Origin of the sequence: Croceitalea sp. P059 (genome assembly GCF_031846365.1) — a bacterium.
Lineage (GTDB): Bacteria > Bacteroidota > Bacteroidia > Flavobacteriales > Flavobacteriaceae > Croceitalea > Croceitalea vernalis.
On sequence record NZ_JAVRHW010000001.1, the window covers coordinates 733,320 to 752,845 of the forward strand.

21 protein-coding genes are annotated in these 19,526 nt (G+C 35.3%); 11 read left to right on the forward strand and 10 right to left on the reverse strand.

The window, feature by feature from the left end:
- Positions 1–5 precede the first annotated feature (5 nt).
- Complete coding sequence (locus RM542_RS03270) at positions 6–566, reverse strand: DUF427 domain-containing protein (RefSeq protein WP_311384279.1); 561 nt, start codon at positions 564–566, stop codon at positions 6–8.
- 12 nt (positions 567–578) lie between these two features.
- A complete protein-coding gene (locus tag RM542_RS03275; RefSeq protein ID WP_311384280.1) occupies positions 579–959 on the reverse strand; it encodes a DoxX family protein in 381 nt (126 codons plus the stop codon).
- A gap of 49 nt (positions 960–1,008) precedes the next feature.
- Here RM542_RS03275 and RM542_RS03280 point away from each other — a divergent pair, with 49 nt between their 5' ends.
- From RM542_RS03280 to RM542_RS03290, 3 genes are read left to right on the forward strand one after another with little or no spacing between them, the layout of a single operon-like run.
- Positions 1,009–1,377, forward strand: coding sequence for a DoxX family protein (locus RM542_RS03280; RefSeq protein WP_311384281.1), 369 nt, complete (start codon positions 1,009–1,011; stop codon positions 1,375–1,377).
- 37 nt (positions 1,378–1,414) lie between these two features.
- Positions 1,415–1,789 carry a DUF2237 domain-containing protein gene (locus RM542_RS03285; protein ID WP_311384282.1) on the forward strand — a complete coding sequence of 125 codons (375 nt, stop codon included), beginning with the start codon at positions 1,415–1,417 and terminating at the stop codon, positions 1,787–1,789.
- A gap of 60 nt (positions 1,790–1,849) precedes the next feature.
- Positions 1,850–2,512 (forward strand): HAD family phosphatase, encoded by a 663-nt coding sequence (locus tag RM542_RS03290; RefSeq protein WP_311384283.1) that lies wholly within the window; start codon positions 1,850–1,852, stop codon positions 2,510–2,512.
- Here RM542_RS03290 and RM542_RS03295 read toward each other — a convergent pair.
- Positions 2,509–2,889 carry a hypothetical protein gene (locus RM542_RS03295; protein ID WP_311384284.1) on the reverse strand — a complete coding sequence of 127 codons (381 nt, stop codon included), beginning with the start codon at positions 2,887–2,889 and terminating at the stop codon, positions 2,509–2,511. The two genes, RM542_RS03290 and RM542_RS03295, sit on opposite strands and share 4 nt — an antisense overlap.
- Positions 2,890–3,192: 303 nt before the next feature.
- Here RM542_RS03295 and RM542_RS03300 point away from each other — a divergent pair, with 303 nt between their 5' ends.
- On the forward strand, positions 3,193–4,161 hold the full coding sequence (locus RM542_RS03300) for a helix-turn-helix transcriptional regulator (protein WP_311384285.1): 969 nt from the start codon (positions 3,193–3,195) through the stop codon (positions 4,159–4,161).
- Position 4,162: 1 nt separating this feature from the next.
- Here RM542_RS03300 and RM542_RS03305 read toward each other — a convergent pair whose 3' ends face one another.
- Genes RM542_RS03305 through RM542_RS03315 form a run of 3 tightly spaced genes read right to left on the reverse strand, consistent with a single transcriptional unit; the run spans position 4,163 to position 6,730 of the window.
- On the reverse strand, positions 4,163–5,395 hold the full coding sequence (locus tag RM542_RS03305; protein ID WP_311384286.1) for an FAD-dependent oxidoreductase: 1,233 nt from the start codon (positions 5,393–5,395) through the stop codon (positions 4,163–4,165).
- A 54-nt stretch (positions 5,396–5,449) separates the two neighbouring features.
- On the reverse strand, positions 5,450–5,911 hold the full coding sequence (locus RM542_RS03310) for a RidA family protein (RefSeq protein WP_311384287.1): 462 nt from the start codon (positions 5,909–5,911) through the stop codon (positions 5,450–5,452).
- A 51-nt stretch (positions 5,912–5,962) separates the two neighbouring features.
- Positions 5,963–6,730, reverse strand: coding sequence for a carboxypeptidase-like regulatory domain-containing protein (locus RM542_RS03315; RefSeq protein ID WP_311384288.1), 768 nt, complete (start codon positions 6,728–6,730; stop codon positions 5,963–5,965).
- A gap of 159 nt (positions 6,731–6,889) precedes the next feature.
- On the opposite strand from RM542_RS03315, the gene RM542_RS03320 reads away from it, so the two are divergent.
- From RM542_RS03320 to RM542_RS03350, 7 genes are all read left to right on the forward strand, one after another.
- Complete coding sequence (locus tag RM542_RS03320) at positions 6,890–7,180, forward strand: DUF2188 domain-containing protein (RefSeq protein ID WP_311384891.1); 291 nt, start codon at positions 6,890–6,892, stop codon at positions 7,178–7,180.
- Between the two features lie 11 nt (positions 7,181–7,191).
- Complete coding sequence (locus RM542_RS03325) at positions 7,192–7,752, forward strand: TlpA disulfide reductase family protein (RefSeq protein ID WP_311384289.1); 561 nt, start codon at positions 7,192–7,194, stop codon at positions 7,750–7,752.
- 395 nt (positions 7,753–8,147) lie between these two features.
- Positions 8,148–8,741 (forward strand): hypothetical protein, encoded by a 594-nt coding sequence (locus RM542_RS03330; RefSeq protein WP_311384290.1) that lies wholly within the window; start codon positions 8,148–8,150, stop codon positions 8,739–8,741.
- On the forward strand, positions 8,738–10,588 hold the full coding sequence (locus tag RM542_RS03335) for a sensor histidine kinase (protein WP_311384291.1): 1,851 nt from the start codon (positions 8,738–8,740) through the stop codon (positions 10,586–10,588). Before RM542_RS03330 ends, RM542_RS03335 begins: the two co-directional genes overlap by 4 nt.
- Entirely contained in the window at positions 10,585–11,199 is a 615-nt protein-coding gene (locus RM542_RS03340; RefSeq protein WP_311384292.1) for a response regulator transcription factor, read from the forward strand. Before RM542_RS03335 ends, RM542_RS03340 begins: the two co-directional genes overlap by 4 nt.
- A 13-nt stretch (positions 11,200–11,212) precedes the next feature.
- Positions 11,213–11,968 (forward strand): DUF998 domain-containing protein, encoded by a 756-nt coding sequence (locus tag RM542_RS03345; protein ID WP_311384293.1) that lies wholly within the window; start codon positions 11,213–11,215, stop codon positions 11,966–11,968.
- A 157-nt stretch (positions 11,969–12,125) separates the two neighbouring features.
- Entirely contained in the window at positions 12,126–13,382 is a 1,257-nt protein-coding gene (locus RM542_RS03350) for a hypothetical protein (RefSeq protein WP_311384294.1), read from the forward strand.
- Between the two features lie 83 nt (positions 13,383–13,465).
- Here RM542_RS03350 and RM542_RS03355 read toward each other — a convergent pair whose 3' ends face one another.
- The 4 genes from RM542_RS03355 to RM542_RS03370 are packed head-to-tail and all read right to left on the reverse strand — an operon-like array spanning position 13,466 to position 19,524.
- Positions 13,466–14,935 carry a DUF2779 domain-containing protein gene (locus RM542_RS03355; protein WP_311384295.1) on the reverse strand — a complete coding sequence of 490 codons (1,470 nt, stop codon included), beginning with the start codon at positions 14,933–14,935 and terminating at the stop codon, positions 13,466–13,468.
- Between the two features lie 5 nt (positions 14,936–14,940).
- A complete protein-coding gene (locus RM542_RS03360) occupies positions 14,941–16,755 on the reverse strand; it encodes a DUF262 domain-containing HNH endonuclease family protein (RefSeq protein WP_311384296.1) in 1,815 nt (604 codons plus the stop codon).
- A gap of 1 nt (position 16,756) precedes the next feature.
- Positions 16,757–17,146, reverse strand: a complete 390-nt coding sequence (locus RM542_RS03365; protein WP_311384297.1) for a hypothetical protein — start codon at positions 17,144–17,146, stop codon at positions 16,757–16,759.
- Positions 17,143–19,524 carry an AAA domain-containing protein gene (locus tag RM542_RS03370; RefSeq protein WP_311384298.1) on the reverse strand — a complete coding sequence of 794 codons (2,382 nt, stop codon included), beginning with the start codon at positions 19,522–19,524 and terminating at the stop codon, positions 17,143–17,145. The genes RM542_RS03365 and RM542_RS03370 overlap by 4 nt, the downstream gene beginning before the upstream one ends.
- Positions 19,525–19,526: the final 2 nt, after the last annotated feature.

The window sequence follows — 19,526 nt, forward strand, 5'->3', positions numbered from 1 at the left end:
AAAATCTACCAAAATCCGGTTCCAGGTTCCCCTTTGAACGGACCAGCATAGTTATCTGTAATCCAACCCGCATAAAATTGGCCAGGTTGCGGTCGGGCTTTTTCATTGCCCACAAAACAATCAAAGTACTGTGGGTAAAATGCGAAATGTTTGGTTAGGGCTTCAAACTCTGTAAACGGATTTGCATAGCTCCAAGCAATAGGTTGTAATGGTGCAGATTTAAGTGCCCAGTAGGTTGCGGAGCCTTTCCACTCACATAAAGACTTTTTGTTGGGTATAGTTACTAATTGATTTTGGTCAACTGCATCAGAAGGAAGATAATAACTTGGTGGATGTGCAGTTTCCATAACTGCATAGGCTTGATTAGTCTTTGCGAGGCAGATTTCACCGGAATACACAGAGATCTGTTGTTGTACTTTCACTAATGCCGGAGGTCTTGGAAAATCCCAAACAGATACTTGTCCTTTTTTTGGGTCCTGCGCAAATGAGGGTCTTTCTTTACCATTAAAATGCCATTTATCGCGAGCTTTTAATAGCCAATCTGGTATCGTTTTTTTAGAAGCCATAATAGTTCGTCTTTAGGCGAATGATGACGATGCATCCCAAATCAAAATAAGGGATAGTATTAAGAATATGGCCGCCGGTAAGGCTTTATTCAATGGGTCTTTTATTTTTAAATGCATAAGTATGGCTCCTAACATGAGTATCGCCATGATGGCTGCCGGATAAATAGTGAATTCTGGCATCCAAATAGAAATAAATAAGGCTAGTGCACTTCCTACTTTTAAAAGGCCAATGACATATAAAAAGCTTTCTGGTAAGCCATAAGCTTCAAATTCTTGTGGCATACTATTGGCTTTTCCACCTCGGAAAGGTGTTGTCTTTTTGAACCTAAAAAACCAAACGTTGATAATGCTAATAAAAATGCCAATTTTAATGCCCCAAATGAGATATTCCATAATGTTTAAGTAATTTTGAAAAATATTAAACAAAAAGTACTGCTTCTTGATGGACTATCCAAATGTAAATGCGTTTTCTTTAAGTTTAATAGTATTCTTAGTAGGTTCAGGCCTGTCATTTCTGGTATTTGGGTTTAGCTGTCTTTTTTCACCTTATATGGTTGCCGAATTCAAGCGTTATGGGCTTATAACATACCGAAGGTTAAATGGTTATTTACAGGTAATTGGGGGCTTGGGATTATTTTTGTCGTTTTATAAACCCCTAATTGGTATCATTGCAAGTCTTGGGCTTGCTGTTTTAATGTTGCTAGGCTTTTTAGTTCGCCTTAAGATTAAGGACGGCTTCATAAAATCTTTTCCTGCCTTTTTTTATATGATTATCAATGGTATCATCTGTTTTTTACTTTGGAATCAATAAATTCATCTTTTAAATTACTTCTTAAAAGAGATCAAAATTGGACGATAAGAATGTATTAGGTACTGATTTAAAACCCTGTTGTTACCAACCAAAAACAGGATTCTACCGAGACGGATTTTGCCGAACCGGTCCAGAAGATGTAGGTACCCATGTGGTCTGTGCGATTATGACCGAAGAGTTTTTAGTCTATACCAAAGCACAGGGTAATGATTTAAGTACACCGATACCTATGTATCAGTTTCCTGGTCTAAAGCCGGGTGACAAATGGTGCTTATGTGCCTCGCGATGGAAACAGGCCTACAAGGCTGGTAAAGCTCCTGAAGTTGACCTAGAGGCAACGCATGAAAAAGCATTAGAGATTGTAGATTTTGAGATGCTTTTAGAGCATAAATATAGCGCTACTACTGAATAGAAATAGTATGCCTCATTGAGTGGAGTCGAAATGTGGTAGCCTTGAAAATAAACTAAAATAATGATAAAAGCGGTACTTTTTGACATGGACGGAGTCATCATTAACTCAGAACCTTTGCACCAAAAGGCCTATCATGGGATGTTTGATGAAGTGGGCATTACTGTACCTGCTACCTTATATGAAAGTTTTACAGGACAAGCTACTCTAAACATTTGTAAACAGTTGGTACAGCAATTTAAGTTGCAAAGAGCTCCAGAAGATTTGGTTACTATCAAGCGCAATATTTTCAAAAAGCTATTTTTCAATGATCCTGACCTAGATTTGATTCCTGGGGTCAGAACATTGATTCAAGATTATCATAATAACGGACTCACATTGGTATTGGCAAGCTCGGCTTCTATGCCTAACATCAATAATGTGTTCACTAAGTTTAACTTAGACCAGTATTTTTCAGCAAAACTTAGTGGTGCCGATTTAAAAGCTTCAAAACCACATCCTGAAATTTTTATAAAAGCAGCTGAAGCATCAGGGTTTCAAAAAGAAGAATGTATGGTGATTGAAGATTCTACAAACGGAATTAAAGCAGCGCATGCGGCAGGTATTTTTTGTGTGGCCTTTAAAAGTCCACATTCTAAAAATCAAGATTATTCGTTGGCGAGTAAGGTGATAACAGATTTTCAAGAAATCAAATACACCAATTTAACTAGTTTTAAGATAAACTAAGCTACCATATTATTTACGAGCAGCTTTTTTGAATCTTCTAGGTTTTCAATATTGTAATATGTAGCCCCTAGTTTATTCAGCTCCGTATTTACAATAACAAAGTGTAGCTTAAAACCATTCTCATAAGTGGCCTTTGCAAAAGAGCAAAATCCGTGATTAGCAGCGTGCTTTCTGATGGTACCACCGAACTCATCTAGCCAGTTGGTCTCTTTTATAAGTGCTTCATCGTTTTTAGTGGCAATAAAAAACTTTAAAATTGGATTTTCTTTACCTTGTTCAGAGTTAGTTACATCCGTTTGAAGGATATAATTAATGACAGATTGTTGCTCCCCCCATGATTTGATTTTTAGTATTAATGAATCTAATATCGAATTCATGATTTTTAGGTACTGAGTTGGATTAGTTGACCTTGAAATAAACTAATTCTAAGCTATACTAAAAATGCCAGTTGTTACCATTTACGTATTTGTACCAATTTTTAAACGAGACAGTTGTTAGTTTTCGACATTCTATTTGGGCTAAGTATTATTCTTTGCATTACTACAGCTTTTCTAATTTGGTTTAGAATAAGCAAAGGCCAACGGTATCCGGTTCGGTTTTTAGCCTTGTTTCTTTTTATCAAAGGCTACTCTTTTGGCTTTTATATTTTTATCAAATATGGGTTAATTCAGTATTTTCCTGTGCTTTATAAAACCCCAGTACCTCTAGAGTTTTTAGTGCCTCCTTTTGCATTTTTATATGTTCGTGCTGTTCTGCGACAAGAAGCTACTTTTCGTAAGAGTGATTTGTGGCATGCCATCCCTTTTGTTTTGGGAGTCATTAACTACGCTTCATTTTATATCATACCATTTAAAGAAAAAAAAGCGATTGTAGCAGATGTAATAGCTTATCCTGATAATATTTATTTTGTACAAGACGGATTGTTACCAGAGTGGTTAGTGCTCATTGTACAATTATTACTTTTCTATGGCTATTTAGTAGCGCAATGGTATATCATTATTCAACATTTTAAAGTAGAACCCTCGGCCTTATCTAAGCAATTTCTTTTTGTAAAAAAATGGCTCTATGATTTTGTAAAGCTCCAAACCTTTTATACCACTTCGCTTGTTTTGGTTTATGTAGCAAGTTCTTTATTAGTGTTTGCTGATTATAAAGGATATGACGTGCCTTTAATACTTACCACAGTTTTAATGGCCGTTAGCTTTTTGTTTTTATCTGGCTATTTATTATGGAATCCTGAGGTGCTAATCGGCTTGCCGCAATTATCAAAAAAATCATCAAAAAAGGCACTCAAAAACAGCCTAGAAACCGATGCATATATCCAAAAAATAAAAGAACAGCGGTTGTTTTTGCAACCCAATATCAACCTCTCTAGTGTAGCGCTGCAACTAGGCGTTTCTCCTCGTAAGCTTTCTGCTAGCATTGATAAGGCGAAGTATTCCAACTTCAATGATTTTATCAATTACCATCGCGTGCTTTTTGCTAAGGACCTCATTGAAGAACAGTACTTAAACCGTCATTCTATTGAGGCTTTAAGTCAAGCCAGTGGTTTTCATTCTAAAAATGCTTTTTATCGGGCCTTTAAAAAAGAATTTGGCTGTACACCAAAAGCCTATCATCAAAAAGAAGATGCTACTTCGGATAGCTAAATCAAGCCTTTAAATCGGAAATCACAGCGTTTGCAGCAGCCTCACCAGAAGCCATAGCTGCATTTAACGACCCACTTAAATTATGATCTCCAGCCATATAAATGCCTAAAGGATGTTTAATACTTGACGAGCTAGGCTCCATACTAAGGTTTTTAATATCAGGCAAAGCCTGCTGAATATGGTAGTTTTTTATAAAGGTTTTCACTTGAATACTACATTCTTTCTTTAGCTCTTGAACTACTGCTCCAACCAATTCAGCTTCACTTTTTTGATGCTTTTTAACCACAGTTACGGATAGCACGGCATCGCCGTTCTGCTGTTGTTCAAATAAGTAGTAAAGGTTGTTGGTCAAACAGTTGGTATTTGCCACCAGACCAATGATACCAGTTTCAAAAGTCTGTTTTTCTACCGTAAAATATAAGTTATCGCAGCTTTTCCAAGCCACCTTTTGTGTGGCAATTTGGCCATTAGTATCTAAGGGGAGGGTACTGATAACAGCATCTGCTTTCAGCTTTTTGCCATTCTTTAAATGCACTTCTTTAGCGCTAACTTTTGACACTTCAGTTTCGTATTGAAATTCGCTTTGTGTTAAATTTCCAGCGAGCTGGCCGGCCATTGCTCCAATACCTTTTGCTGGTAGCGCGGCATAACCTTCACCAAACATTTTAAATACAAATTCAAACAAGCGCGAAGAGGTATTTAGCTCTTCCTCTAAAAATATTCCTGTAAAAAAGGGTTTAAAAAAATTATGGATGATAGCCTCAGAAAAGCCATAAGCTTTAAGGTAGTCACTAGTACTTTGCTCTTCGGTCGCAAAAATCTGAGCAATCGATTTTGCTTTAAGCTTTCGGGTTAACTGATAGATTCTGAATTTATCACCCAAAGAGCCTATGCTAGCGCTTAGTGTTGGCCAAAAAGCGGAACGGTCACGCAAGGGGTCACCAATACGTTCTGTTTTTCCATCTTTAAAAATTAAGGCGCCAGGTTTAAAGTAGTGTAGATTTAAGGCATCATAGTTAAGATGTTTTTTTGCCTGTGGATAATCCGTGAGTAAAACTTGAAAACCATGATCAAAGCGCACACCATCAATAGTAGCTGTTTTTACGCGACCCCCAGGTTCTCTAGTAGCCTCTAAAAGTGTTGCGGTATACCCGTTTTCTTCCAAAGTTTTAGCGGCGACTAATCCGCTTATGCCTGCACCAATAATATAAATCTTTGATGATTTTTTTGCCATGCTTCACCTGAATTTTTAACTGTAAAAATAGGTTGAAATGTTTAGAATTAAGGCTTATTTTTTTACTACTGCGACAGCTTCAATTTCAACGCCCCATTTAGGTAAACCTAAGGCTTCAACACCAACTAAGGTACTTGCAGGCATATCAGTATCACCCAATAATTCTTTACGAACAGCTCTAAAACCAGGTAGCATATCAGGACTGTAATTAACAATATAAGTATTGTATTTGACCACATCGTCAAAAGTAGCACCAGAATTTTCAAGGGTGTTGAGCAGTTTGCCCAAAGCATCACGAAATTGTGCTTCAAAGCTTTCACCTTCACCCACCTGGCCTGAAATATATATGGTTTTTATGCCATTGGCTTCTACGGCAACAGCCTCAGAATAACCGTTGTGGGGGTCAATATGAGTTTTAGAAAGGGTAATAGTCTCTTTTGGAGCTTCTGGTATTTGTGGCGTTTCAGTTTTACAGCTAAAAACTAGTATGAACGCTAATAGAAAGTACGATTTCATGGGTTTTAATTTTACCTCAAGATACCGGTTTTCATTACATTCTTAAGTGCCCTAGTATTTTTTTCTAAATAGATTAGCAATACGTCTAAATATGTTGGGTCTATGTACTCGAATACCGCCCGTTACGACTACTTGCTCTAATAGCTCCGTATCTTCTTCAAGTTTGACATGAACATATCTTGTGTTCAAATCAATCGGTTTGAGTGTCGTATGACATCCAATAAAGGAGAACTCCAATTGTTGACCTTCCTTTAAAAATGCTTTAGGAATGCTAAGTGAATACAAGCCATCAAAGTCGCTATAGGTTTCAATTTCAGTACCCAATAGTTTGATTATAGTTCCAGGTAGTGACATTTCACCATCACCAACGGTTCCTTTTATAACGATACTATCACTGACTTGGTCTTGCACGGCAATACGGCCGACCACTTGATTTTGTGGTATTGCTTTTACCCCTTCGCAAGTGACATTACCTTGCAATTTTGTACTTGTAGCAATAAAAATGGTGTCGTTTACTTTTTTTTCTTGAGCAGTTGCCGGACTCGATAAGCTTAACAGTGAAGTAAAACCAAGCATGGCAGCATTCCGTTGAAAATTACTTCGGCTAACAGACGGTAAAGGGCTGTTGAGCTGATTTGCTTTAAAACGCCCACATAGGTTATGCCCATGCTTTATTTTTCTGGCAAGTTCACTTTTTGAGGTTGTTGTAAAATCAATAACCTCTTTGGCACAACTTTTACAGTAGGCCCCCTTTTGGGTGGCAGTCATTTGGTTCCAATCTTCATTACAAGGTTCTGGTATGGTAATTTTATAGCTCATGGTTGCTTATTTAGGTCTAAACTACTGCTGCAGCAATGGGGAAACAAGCCATAATGAGGGAACGCGCCTTTTGACTTAGGCAAGCCCATCGAACTGCAGAATTCTCTAGCAGGCAGCATTTCAAAAAACAGTATCTTGGGCTATACAAAGCAAGCAGATATGGCCGACAGCAACACCTCTAAATCGTGGCTTAAAATACTGATTGAACTGGTTGAGGTCTATTTCAAAAGTTCTCGTTCAAGCAACAGAAAGCGAACATGGCATCAGCATGTAGTGCCTTTTGATGAGGGTTGGGCGGTACGCCGAGAAGGTAACAAGCGTATCACCTCAAAACATAGAAAACAATCCACTGCCATAAACAAGGCCAAAAGTCTAGCGAAAAAGCATAAAGCCGATGTCATTATTCATAGAGCAGACGGTACCATTCGCGACCGAATCAATTATGACTAACACCTGATGCTATGTTGAAAAAGTTGCGTTGGAGTGATTATGTATTTGGTGTATTTCTGCTGCTCTTGATTATCCCGCAAACTCGAAAACCAATTCAGGTAGCAGTGAATAAGGCCAAGATTTTGGTGTGGTCCCCTAGGATAAAGGCTGTGGAAGACCAAGCCCAGCTTATCCCTTTTGATTATAAAGTCTTAAGCTTAGACGGCAAGCCAAAAACTATTGGCGTGGGTAAAGGCAAGGTCACTTTTATCAGTTATTGGGCGACTTGGTGCGCACCATGTTTAGCCGAACTGTCTAATATAGAAAAGTTATACGTTGATTACGGTGAGCACATCAATTTTGTCTTATTAACGAATGAAGCACCAGAAACTGTAACGACCTTCCTTAAAAAGAAGCCGTACACTTTACCTATGTATACGTCTAGAATGGCTCCGCCGCCTTTGTTATTAGATAAAAGTATACCCACCAATTATTTGATAGACCAAAACGGTAAAATTATGAGCAAAGCAACAGGAGCTGCAGATTGGAATAGTAAAAAGGTACGCAGTGTTATAGATGCTTTATTGGAATAAACGAACTAAGTCCTCACCTTAATTAAGGGGAGGTGGCATGCGCATGGCGCATGGCGGAGGGGTTTTATTTTACAGCTCAATTCTTATTTTTTGTAGACTAGCCAGAAGTTTTAACACTTTACAGAATTTTCTGTAGCAAATCATACGACGAAGTGTTAAATTCAAAAGCCCATTAGGGTCGCAAACCTTGATTCCCCCGATTCATGATATGGTACTGCCAATGAGCTTTGTTTATTTAACTAACTCATGGTAAATAAAAGGCAGTATTTGTGTTTATGCAATACCTACAAACAGGTATTTTTTAAATGAAAGAATATTAAATATCCCTAAGAATGGGGATGTTGTAAACAGTTAATAAAACCAATATTTGAACCAAACCAAAAAACTAATAGAAAATGAAAGTATATGAATCCAATTCACCAATATTTCAAAATTTATTTCTTGTCTTAGATGCAAAAAATGAGCAAGACTATCAATTAATTTATCCTAGTCAGTTATATGGTACTTTTTTTACAGTTAGCGCTAAAATAACTTTAAGCAAGAGTAAAAAGAAAGTGACAGGTATAGACATATCTCTTGTTAATTATAAAGGCATGTATAATATAGGTTTAGAAAATTCAACGAAAAATAATTTTTCCTTTGAAAATGGAACTGGAATTCTCACCCTTGATTTGAAAGCATATAGTGGAATTGACGATAAAAGTTTAACAAATGGTATATCTCTTATTCTGAAGGAAGAAATTCCACTTCAAAAATTTCATAGAATTTTCACTACTAGAAAGTTGAAAAGTTTTTCTAAGTCAGGAACGATTGTTGGACATCTTGATGAAGGGCTTTTTGATAGTGAGTTTTACGTTCGAAATGGAAAATATATTGCTGCAATTAATCGATTGGATGATAAATTACCCAATACCCCACCAGCGGATTTTAATATAAAAGCAGGAGATATGTGCATGACATCAACAATTAAAATCGTAAATAGTAATTGATAAGACAAGCCCTAAAGATTATATTATTTTTATCACTCTTTCCTTTAACAGGAATTATTGCTCAAGATAGTTCCAGTAATAAGAATTTAGAGTTGTACTATGACCAACTGCGTAGATTGGATATAAGGTCATCCAAACAATATTTGAAAGATTTAGGAAAAGAGAAAAAAATTTTAGCTCAATCTTTAATCGATTTATGTGAAGGAAAAAATTCACTAGAAGCAATAAAATATATTGATGAATCAGATATTGACAACAAAATTTTGATTCAATTAATCCAAGGGTATTCGAATTATGAAAACGAAAATACTCCCGAAGCGTTTCATTTTTTCTCTAATGCAATTCAATTATCGGACAACCATCAAAGAATCAATGCTCTAAAGTTTTCTTTGGTTAGTATGCTCAATCTTTTGAGAAAACAAACTTTCTTTAGTGGTCAAAAATATAAGCCGTATCTAGACCATTATGAAGAGTTAGTGAAAGATGCCGACGATAAAAGAATTGTTATGATTTATAAAATCGGCTTAGAATCTAAAGATAATGATGAACTAAAATCGAAATTTCAAGGCTACGATATCATAACTCATTTTGATAAATTATTTTATGATGTTTCAGAAGATACTCCATTGAAAGCCAGATATTATTTTGAGACTGCCGCTCAATTAAAACTAGCAAAGGATTTTGATAGGTCTATTTATCGGTTTAAAAAAGCAGAAGAAATTTCACAAAAGCAACTAATAAATACATACGTTTATCAATCTGCAATATGGCAATTATCTTCTGTATTTTTAATTCAAAGTGAAGTTGATAAGGCTTATGTTTATTGGAAAAAATCAACAAAATTATCAAGTAAACTCAGAAATAAATGGTATAATGAACGATTAGGTTCTTGGATATTTCGAGACATGGGCAAGTTAGATTCTGCCTATTATTATTTAAATGAATCAATTAATACAGAATTTAAGTTTAAAGGTAATCAAGAACGTTTTCAATCTTCATTGTTGTCAATTGAAAACCAAACTGAAAAACTAAAACTTGACAAGTTGATTTTAGATAATAGAAGAAAGACCAATCAGAACTATTTGATTCTTGCCATATCCTTACTGGCAATAGGAGGTATAACGGCAATACTCCTCCAAAAAAACACCACCAAAAAACGATTATTAGCCGAACAGGAAGCTTTGCTAAAACAAGAACGGGTTGATAATCTGCTCAAAGAACAAGAGCTGGTCAGTATTGATGCCATGATTGAAGGTCAAGAAAAAGAACGCCAACGTGTGGCGAACGAGTTGCATGACGATTTGGGCAGTCTAATGGCCACGATAAAACTGCATTTTGACAACTCAAAAGTGAGCAAAAAAGACCCTGGATTGCAAAACGCCCAAAAACTCCTTGACCAAGCCTACCAAAAAGTGCGCAGTATGGCCCATAGTAAAAACTCTGGAGTCATGAGTGATCAAGGGCTATTGCCAGCCATTAAAAAAATGGCACAGGTCATTACCCAAACTAATGCTTTAGAGGTTGCCGTAGAGGCATTTGGTATGGGAGACCGCCTAGAGAATTCTTTAGAACTGAACCTTTTTCGTATGGTGCAAGAACTGGTGGCCAATACTATTAAACATGCAGAGGCTACCAAAGTGACCATTCAATTGACCCAGCATGAAGACAATCTGAATATCATTATTGAAGATAATGGCAAAGGTTTTGACCGTTCTGAAATTGAAACCGACAAAACAGGTATGGGCTTGACCACCATTGAAAAACGAGTAGAACATTTAGAGGGTAATTTTACCATAGATAGTATTTTGGGTAAAGGCACCTCCATTTTAATAGACATACCCGTATGATAACCGTAGCGATAGCCGAAGACCACCAAGCCCTGATTGACGGAATCAAATCGTACGTAAAGTACGAAGATGATATCTCAGTGATTGGGCACGCCAATGACGGCGAAGCCTTACTTAAATTGGTACGCCTCAAACAACCCAAAGTGGTGCTCTGCGATATTCGTATGCCTAAGTTAGATGGTATTGAAGCCACCAAAATTATCTTAAAAGAATTGCCCTATACAAAAGTAGTGGCTTTTACGATGTTTGACCAAGACGATGCCGTAAAGCAAATGCTGGCTGCAGGGGCACAGGGTTATATTTTAAAGAATAGCAGCCTTGAGATTGTATTAGAGGCCATACGCGCCGTAGCGAGTGGTAAAACCTATTACGACAAAAAAATTCACTTGCCTGATGCCGAAAAAAACAGCTCTAAAAGTGTGCTCTCTTCTCGCGAACGAGAGATACTACAACTGATAGCCAAAGGCAGAACTAGCCACCAAATTGCTGAAGAACTTTTTATTGGTAAAAGCACCGTAGATACCCACCGTAAAAACATGATTCGTAAGCTAAATCTAAGTGGGGCAGGGGAATTGTTGAGGTATGCCGTAGAAAAGAAGTATAAATTCTAAAATTTTTTTGAAAATGAATAAAATTGAAAACTTTCTAAATCTTGATTTTAGCAAGAAAGACCAAGCATGGATTCATAGTAGCTATAAATTAAGACAAACGGTAGGTATAGCCGGAATGTTAATGCCAATCTTGTTGATGTTTTCCCTTTACTTGTATAATGAAGTGGATTTTGTTCTCCCCTCAATAAGTCATTATTATTTTACTCGCTCTGGGACTATTTTCACATCAGTATTAATTGTTTTGGGTACTTTCCTTTTGATATACAAGAGTTACGAAAAGCTTGATTTTTGGTTGTCTACCCTGGCTGGTGTTTTTGCTTTATTTGTTGCTTTAGCGCCTACCAGTAATCTAGTTGAGGTTTGTTGTGCTATCGATATGAAACATGCAATCACTCACTTTTCGGATGATACAAAGGAATTAAACCCAAGAATTTTGTTTCATTATATATCTGCAGGTTTATTTTTTCTGTGTTTGGCCATCATGTCTTTCTTCTTATTTACCAAAACTGAAAAGGGAAAGAAAAAAACTAAGCACAAAAAAATTCGAAACATCATTTACAAATCTTGTGCAGTGGTAATGGTGTTATCAATTTTGATTATTCTTTTCAATTTTAATAATGAAGACCCAACCAGTTTTTATAATCGAAATCACATGACTTTTTGGTTAGAATTTGCTGCTGTTGAAGCATTTGGATTATCGTGGTTGATTAAAGGCGAGACTTTATTTAAAGACAAAAAGGTAAATGACATGAATAGTATTTCTAATTAACTAATTATAATGTATTAAAGGTCTAAAATCCCCATTCATGGGGATTTTTTTATGCGCAATAGTTTCAAAACAAGAGTTTTAGAGTTAAAAATACCTATGAATGGGTATGTTACAGCTTTTAACCTATTTATAAGTTTGGGGTATTAAAACCAAGTGGATGAAACATAATATCATAGTAATTTCTTTCTTTTTTTTAAATTTTAGTTTTATTAATGCACAAGAGCAAGATGTTGAAAAGCTTTCAGATAGTATAATCAAAATAGTACAAGCCAAGTTAGGTGATGAATATGAGATTAATGAAAAAGAACTTTTAGGAACTTTTATTCTAAAGAAAAAGAAAATTGATGTTGGATTAGAGGAGGAAGAGTCTTTTTTCAAAGGTAATTCGCAAGCAACCTTCAATTCAAAACTGGAAATATCAAACGTAAAGATTGATATACGTGAAGGCGTTATATTCGACTTAAGGGTTAATGGTGAACTGGATTCTAAAGATGTAATCTTTACCAATAGAAAACCTATAAATATTAGCAGTATTAATAATTATCGTATCATACTTCAGTACAGAAGACGAGGTGTAGATGATGATAAACAAAAGATTTACAGCATATTACTTAGAGACTTTCTTGAATACGATTATGAAAATGGTCAAAACTATATAATCGAAAAGGAACTAGTTGAACTTATTGCTGGGAGTAAAGAAAAAGAAAAAATATATGGAGGAACCACACTAAAATCATTAATTGATTTTAGAATATATAGTGATTTCCTTGGCTTAGTTAATGAATCGCCAAATGGTATTGTAAACTTTGAAGGCAATAGTACTTTCTTTTTAAATCCATTTAGTATAGGTGGTTATAATTACATGTTTAAAAAGCTAACCACTAGTATTGGATATTCTAGATTTGACGATAATGATAGAGAAGTAGAACTTTTAGAATTGGATACATTAAATCTGATTCAAAAATCATTTTTAAAAGTAAGTGGTGAGCTTGATTTGTTTGAAACGAGATTTTCTAAAAGGTACCCTTATAAGTTATCTTTAAAAACAAAAGCATCATTAGACTTAGCAGAAGTGTCAAGGGATAGCACCGAAACAACAAACACATCAACATTGAGTATTGGTTTGGGTGCCTCAATTCAGATTCAGCGATATGCAAATTTTGGACTAAATGCTTCAGTATTTCTAAATAGATATGAAAACAGTTCCTTATTGGAGACAGTAACTCTTAATTTTAATACAATTGCTTTAAATACAGAGGTTTATTTTTATGAAAGTAAGGATAGTGATAACGCTTTTTTTCTTCGCTTAAGATATGAACAGGGGACTAACGATTTAAGCTCTAGCTCTAATTTTTTTAATTTCCAAGTTGGGTATAAAGCTCAGTTAAATTTCAAGCCCAAGAAGACGGACTAAATAATTTTACTGAGCAAGCCATATAATCAGTCATTAAAACTCACTGGAAAATAAACTTGGGAATCTACCGCTTTGCCATAACCTTAATTAATTAGCCTTTTTAATACCCTGTAAATCTCCACCATCGCCAAGGTATCTAACTTGCAATACTCTAAAAGGTTTTTTCTGGTTTGCTCTTTATCCTGATTAAAGTTAGGGTCAGTAACCATTCTGCCCCAAGTATCTAAAGCCATAGTACCATCTTGGACCTCTAAGTCTGAATATGAAAATTGTGGGCACAAAACAGGAAGCACTTTTTTAATTGAAATTGAACCATGAAAACGATAATCGACGTAATCATCTTTGAAAATATCCATTAAGTCAAACATATGCTCGTTCATGTAGTTTAGGTATGCACTGTATTCCGGAATCCAATTTATCATATCCTTATTCCTGCCCACTTCAAAAGGAGCACTCCAGGAAATAAAAGTACCTGTCAGACCCGTGAAATCTTCCATTTTGTGAAGCATTTCTATAGGTTGTTCTATTTTTTCACCTAACCACTCAAAATGTGTTACGTCTCCATTTTTTTGCATCGTATGAATAGACACTTGAAATGTTAAGTGATTATGCGGACTCATATTATCTAATAGTGGTATAGCAGTAGGAAAGGTCTCATAATCTATAAAATGCAGCGGAAACTTAAGATTTGATAAGGTCTTATCTATTGTAGCCTTATTTATTAAAACCTTTTCTTGCCTAACAGATTCCACTTGTGCCTGTTGTTTCTCACTTAACTTAAAATCTATGGGGATATCTAGAATACTTAACTGGTTATTATCAACTAGCTGCCCTATTTTTTTAGCTGAAATTCTACTAATTTCATAAATGCTATAATCAGGCACATCTTTGTTGAAGTAGTTAAATGTATCACAGTGGTTTATTCTCGTTTTATATCTGCTACTGCACTCATTTTCATTAATAGTTTCTTTATTAATAAAATTTGAGGCTGCATTGATTTCATTGGCAACAGCAGAATAGATGTCCTCAATTTGCTCTGTAACTTCGGTAATCTCTAATAATTCTTCAGGGTTAATTGCCCCTTGTCTGACATACTCTTTATTCAAATGGATAAAAGACACCTTTGTTACTACATAACCACACTCATGTAATACATGTTTTTGAAAACAGGCGTCTTTTAATTTATCTTTTTTTGCACTGTTTGCAGACTTTATTTCATAAATATGAAAAGTACCATTTGGTAATTTTTCTAAAACGTCAATCCTTGCGAATACCTTATTTTTAGTGACAAATGATGGCTGAAAAAACACCTTTTTTTCAGAAGTTAGCTCAACTTTTGTGTATTCCGCACTTGCATCTTCAGGTAAATCAATGCCATTCTCAAAAAGTTGCTTTGCATAAGCCTCAACTTCATAACCTTCTTTAATCAGCTTTTCTAAGAATAAAGAAAAATCGCCTTTGTATTGCTCATACACCTGAGGTTTATTCTTTAAAAGCCATAAGGATTCAGGGCAATTGAGGTATTGAATAAAATCTGTTTTGGTGAGTTGCACAACTCTTAAAGTTTAAAAATTTCCATGGCCTTTTCAACCAATAAATTTGTTCTTTCTTCTATTTCAGATTTACCCCACTTTGTAATATTCTTCAGTTTTTCATTTAGATAAAGACCATTCTTAAAACCAATCAATTTGCCGTCTTTTGACCTTCTATTTTGCTTTTTATCAAGCGACATATTACTTAACTGGGAGTTATAACCTGTCAAAGTCAAGTTACCCAACTTATGGACATAATTGTTTTTAATATCGTTTGCTAGTTCTTTATCCCCATTGGCCGTCATTTGAATCCAGTTGTCTGGTATGTTATGTCCTTGAGGAAGCACATGTTCAATTGTCCAAACGAATTTTCTTTTCTCACGAGCATAAAAATTCGTGTAAATTTCTTTAGTTTCAGTTTGGGCAAGTTCTATTGAAGATAGTATATATCGTGTCGCACCAACATTTTCCTCATAAAGATTGCCATTCAATTTTTCTTGAAAATATTCATCAGACGCTGGCTTACCTTTTTCGAGTACTATTTCTCGTAGTTTTTCGTATGAATAAGTATCTAACTTATTGGCCTCCACAATAATTTCCATAAAGTGATTGGTTAAATCACGTGTTGGTGGTGAATCAGTGACATTACGTCTTATTGCATAATTGCATAGTAATTTTATCAGCTTTGTTTTTTCAATTGCACTGATGTTGAACTTTTTCTCGACAAAAAGTAATAACATATATGCATCAGCAGCAGTTACGTTCTCGAGGTTTCTAAGAACTTTTATTAACTCGTCTGAATTTTCCTCTACTTCGTATTGAATATTTTTGGAATAAATGGATGAGGCTTCTTCCAAACGATTAAAGAAATGATGAACATCCCTATTAATCAGCTGTTCGTATATCCATATCAAATTAGATTTTAAAGCCTTAGGAGTTTTATTAACTGCTATGTTCTGCTCATTTTTAAACGCATTATAAAACTGTCTTAAAAAGCGTTCTTGCACCTTATACTCACCTGAAAGGTTTGTGATTATGGCATTCCAACGTTCAAAATTCCTATCCAGGTCTGCTTTTTTGTCTTTCTTTTCAAGATGCCCCAATAATTTGTTCTTGATTAGGTCTATGGCCGACAATGGAACCCCACGATTGTTTAAGGTTTCGAATAAGGTAAAAGCATCGGCGTGAGATGCCACATCAATCTTTACCAAAATCGCACTGTTCAATTTTTCCAACAAACCTAGAACATCGTCGTAGCTATATAAATCTTGTTTATTTTCATCTAGCCATCGAAGTCTATCATGGAAATAATTAAAGGCTTTATAAATTCTTCGATTACCTAGATTTTTTGGGCGTTGGTTGGGATTGTATATTTCTTTAACGATGTTCGAAAAGGCCCATAGATAATCTTCATAATTATGATTTGAGTAAGCAGGGATTAGTCTAGGGCCATTTGTGGTATCTAGGTAAATTCTATTTCTCAGATTTCGGAATTTAAGCTTATAATCCAAAATCTCTTCATCTGATAAGTTCTTTTTCTCATGTAAATTTTCTGAAAGAAATTGATATATGGCTAAATAAAAAAGACTGATTGTGGTCATTCTTTGCTGACCGTCGACCAACTCTAAATCGGCAGGTTTATGCGTGTCGGTCTGGGTATTAATACAAATTATTGAACCCAAAAAATGTCCTCCAGCACTTTCTTCGATGTCATCAAATAATGCTTCCCATTCCCATTTGCTCCAGATGTATTCTCTTTGATATTTCGGAATATGGTAACTTACTTTGTTATCAGAACCAAAAAGTTCTGATAATGGTTTATCGTCAGTGTTTTGAATCATATTATTTTTTTAATCCATCAATTATACTTCCTATCACAGCCCCACCCGCCGCAGTCAAACAAAATAGCGGCAAACCTATTGCACCACCGAGTGCGGCAATACCCGCTCCACTAAAACCGACCAATGATAAGGTGCCAACCCCAGCGATGAGCGCCAATCTTTTTGTATAATTGGCACTTTTCCAGTGCTTTTTAGTTTTAGCAATAACAAATTTTGAAGTATTCTTAAAGGTTGAAGAATTGTTTAACGCCTTTAGAGCATTCAGTTTTCCTTTTAGGTTTAGTTTTTTATCAATCCTTATTTCCTGTACTCTTTCAGCCCATTCAAGTAATTGCTTTTTTTCATCTTCTGTCAATCCCTCAAAATCTATGTGCTTATTTGATTGGTTCATACTAATACTCTCTTTGTTGCTGCTTGCAAAATTCCAGTAATTAATTGTCCATTATAATGTACCCATTCGTCTTCATCACAAACCATAATCAAGCGTTCTTTTGCCCTACTTATAGCCGTATTGATGTTGTTTAAACCTGATGACATTGCATTCTGGGAATCAGTAAACCAAGGTTTTCTCCCATTGCCTATATCACAAACCGAATAAATAACCGTATCCCATTCCTGACCTTGCGATTTATGCACTGTTAATACCTTATTGTTTTGTTGGTAAGCTGGTAATTCATTGCTGATAGCACGAACTTGGGCGGAATAAGGTGCCAAAACTGCAACACTAGCTTCTGGCGAAAAATTATTTTTGACCAGATTAACTATGGCATTGGCTTCAGCTAAATTCAACCTACCGCGTCCCCTGTTATTCGCCGCGTTTTTTACATTATAGATTATAATTTCAGTTTCAGTATTCAATTTTGAATGAAATCCTTCAGGGTAAACATATTGTTGCAAGACATCGGCTAAAGACTTTCCAAATCTGAAGGTACCAGTCAAATTTGTTTTCTTTAAATTTTGGAAAGGTGCTCGCTCTCCATTGAGATAATTTGATACAACAGTATTTAGTTGGTCTTGAGCAAAAAGATCCTCTAGATAAATAGCTGATTGATCCCAAACCATAACCGGTCTAAAATTTTCATCGTTCTGAATGTCTCGTTTTGAAATTTCACATACCGGCGGTAATTGCATATGATCTCCTAAAAAGGTAACAGGAATGTCTTGATTAAAAAGGGTCATGGCCTTAATAATATTAGAGTACCCAGCTTCATCCAGAAAAACATGATTGGTATTGAGTTTTTCTTCCCTAAAACGATATAAATAGGTGTCTAGAGTTGCTCCAACTATAGATACATTCTTTAATCTTTGTTCCGTACTATAGTTTTCTAAATGCTCTTTATCTGCCTTTAATTTCTGATATTTTGCTTCTAAAGAAAGTTTGTCCAGAGTCTTGTACTCCATTGATAACGCTTCATAAACCGGTTGGTTGTTTTCAAGTATTTGAATCTCTTCATCTAACTGTTCAGTAAGAAATACGAAATTAGATTCAAGGGTTATTTCAGGTAAATCAATATCAATAGATTCAGATAACACATTTGCCTTTTGAACGGCAATTTTTAGCAATTTTAAACTTTCCTGCTTGGATTGGGTATTAGATGAGATTTTTTGATCAACTGTTCTTCTCTTATTTAGACCAACTACGATAAGATTTTCAAGCTCTACTTGTTTGTCAATTAATGAATTGATTTTTGCATCTAAATCTACTTTAGAGAAAACAGAGATAAATTTATAGGTCAAGGATGTTTTCTTTTTCTTGATGCGAAGCTGCTCCTCATTATTGTATTGAATTTTTAATTCAAGACTCCTTGCTTCGGACGCCCCTAATTTCTTTTGCTCTAAAAGAGATTTCTCTTTTTCATACAGACTAGAAGCTTGCTCATAATTATCTTCGATTTCCTTGAAATAGGTCTTTAATAAATTTATATTTTCTATTTTTTTTCCAATACCGTCAATTCCTAGGATATTTTCAATAATCACTATTTGGTCATTTAGCTGTTTTAGCTGATTTTCCAATCCAATAATTTCGCAGACCTCAGGATAATCATCAGCGAATTTTTTAGAAGGACCGCCTAGTCTCAAAATATTTTCCCTTTTAATTCCGGCTTTATCAGTCATTTTAATAACACCGCGATATATTTGTTCCAAGGCATGGTTGGTAGGGGCAACAATGGTCACTTTTTTATTATTCTCCAAATAGTGCAAAATGGCATAACTTAAAACAAATTGCGTCTTACCCGTACCGGGTGCTCCCCAGATATAGGACAAGGGCTCATTAAAAATCAGCTTCAGCGCATTTATTTGTTCTTCTGAAGGAACACTTTCTTCAAAATAAATATCTGATTTAGGCGTATTCAAAACAGAAGCTTTATCTGGCAGCTTTAAATCCTTACCATTTAGCTCATACCACTCTTTAACCCGCTGAATTAAAAACTTTAAATCGGAGATGATTTGCCAATCATTCACACTGGCATTAACCATCTTGTGAAATACTGAAGAATTTGGTTTAATAACAATCGTATTAGTGTCCCTATCATACACTTGAATTTTTACACTTTCTATTGTCCATTCTTCATTAGTTGCCAAACACTTAAAAATCAGTGTTTCTTGATCAAAAATTTTTGAGGTAATTTTTAGCTTTAGTTTGTCCTCTTTGACCTTTTCAATAGAGCGTATTCGGATGACGTGAACCCCTTTGTTATTTCGATCTAAATGGTCGTAGTATGCCTGTGAACCATCAATACATATTTCTCGAATTTCTTCTTTGGTCATCG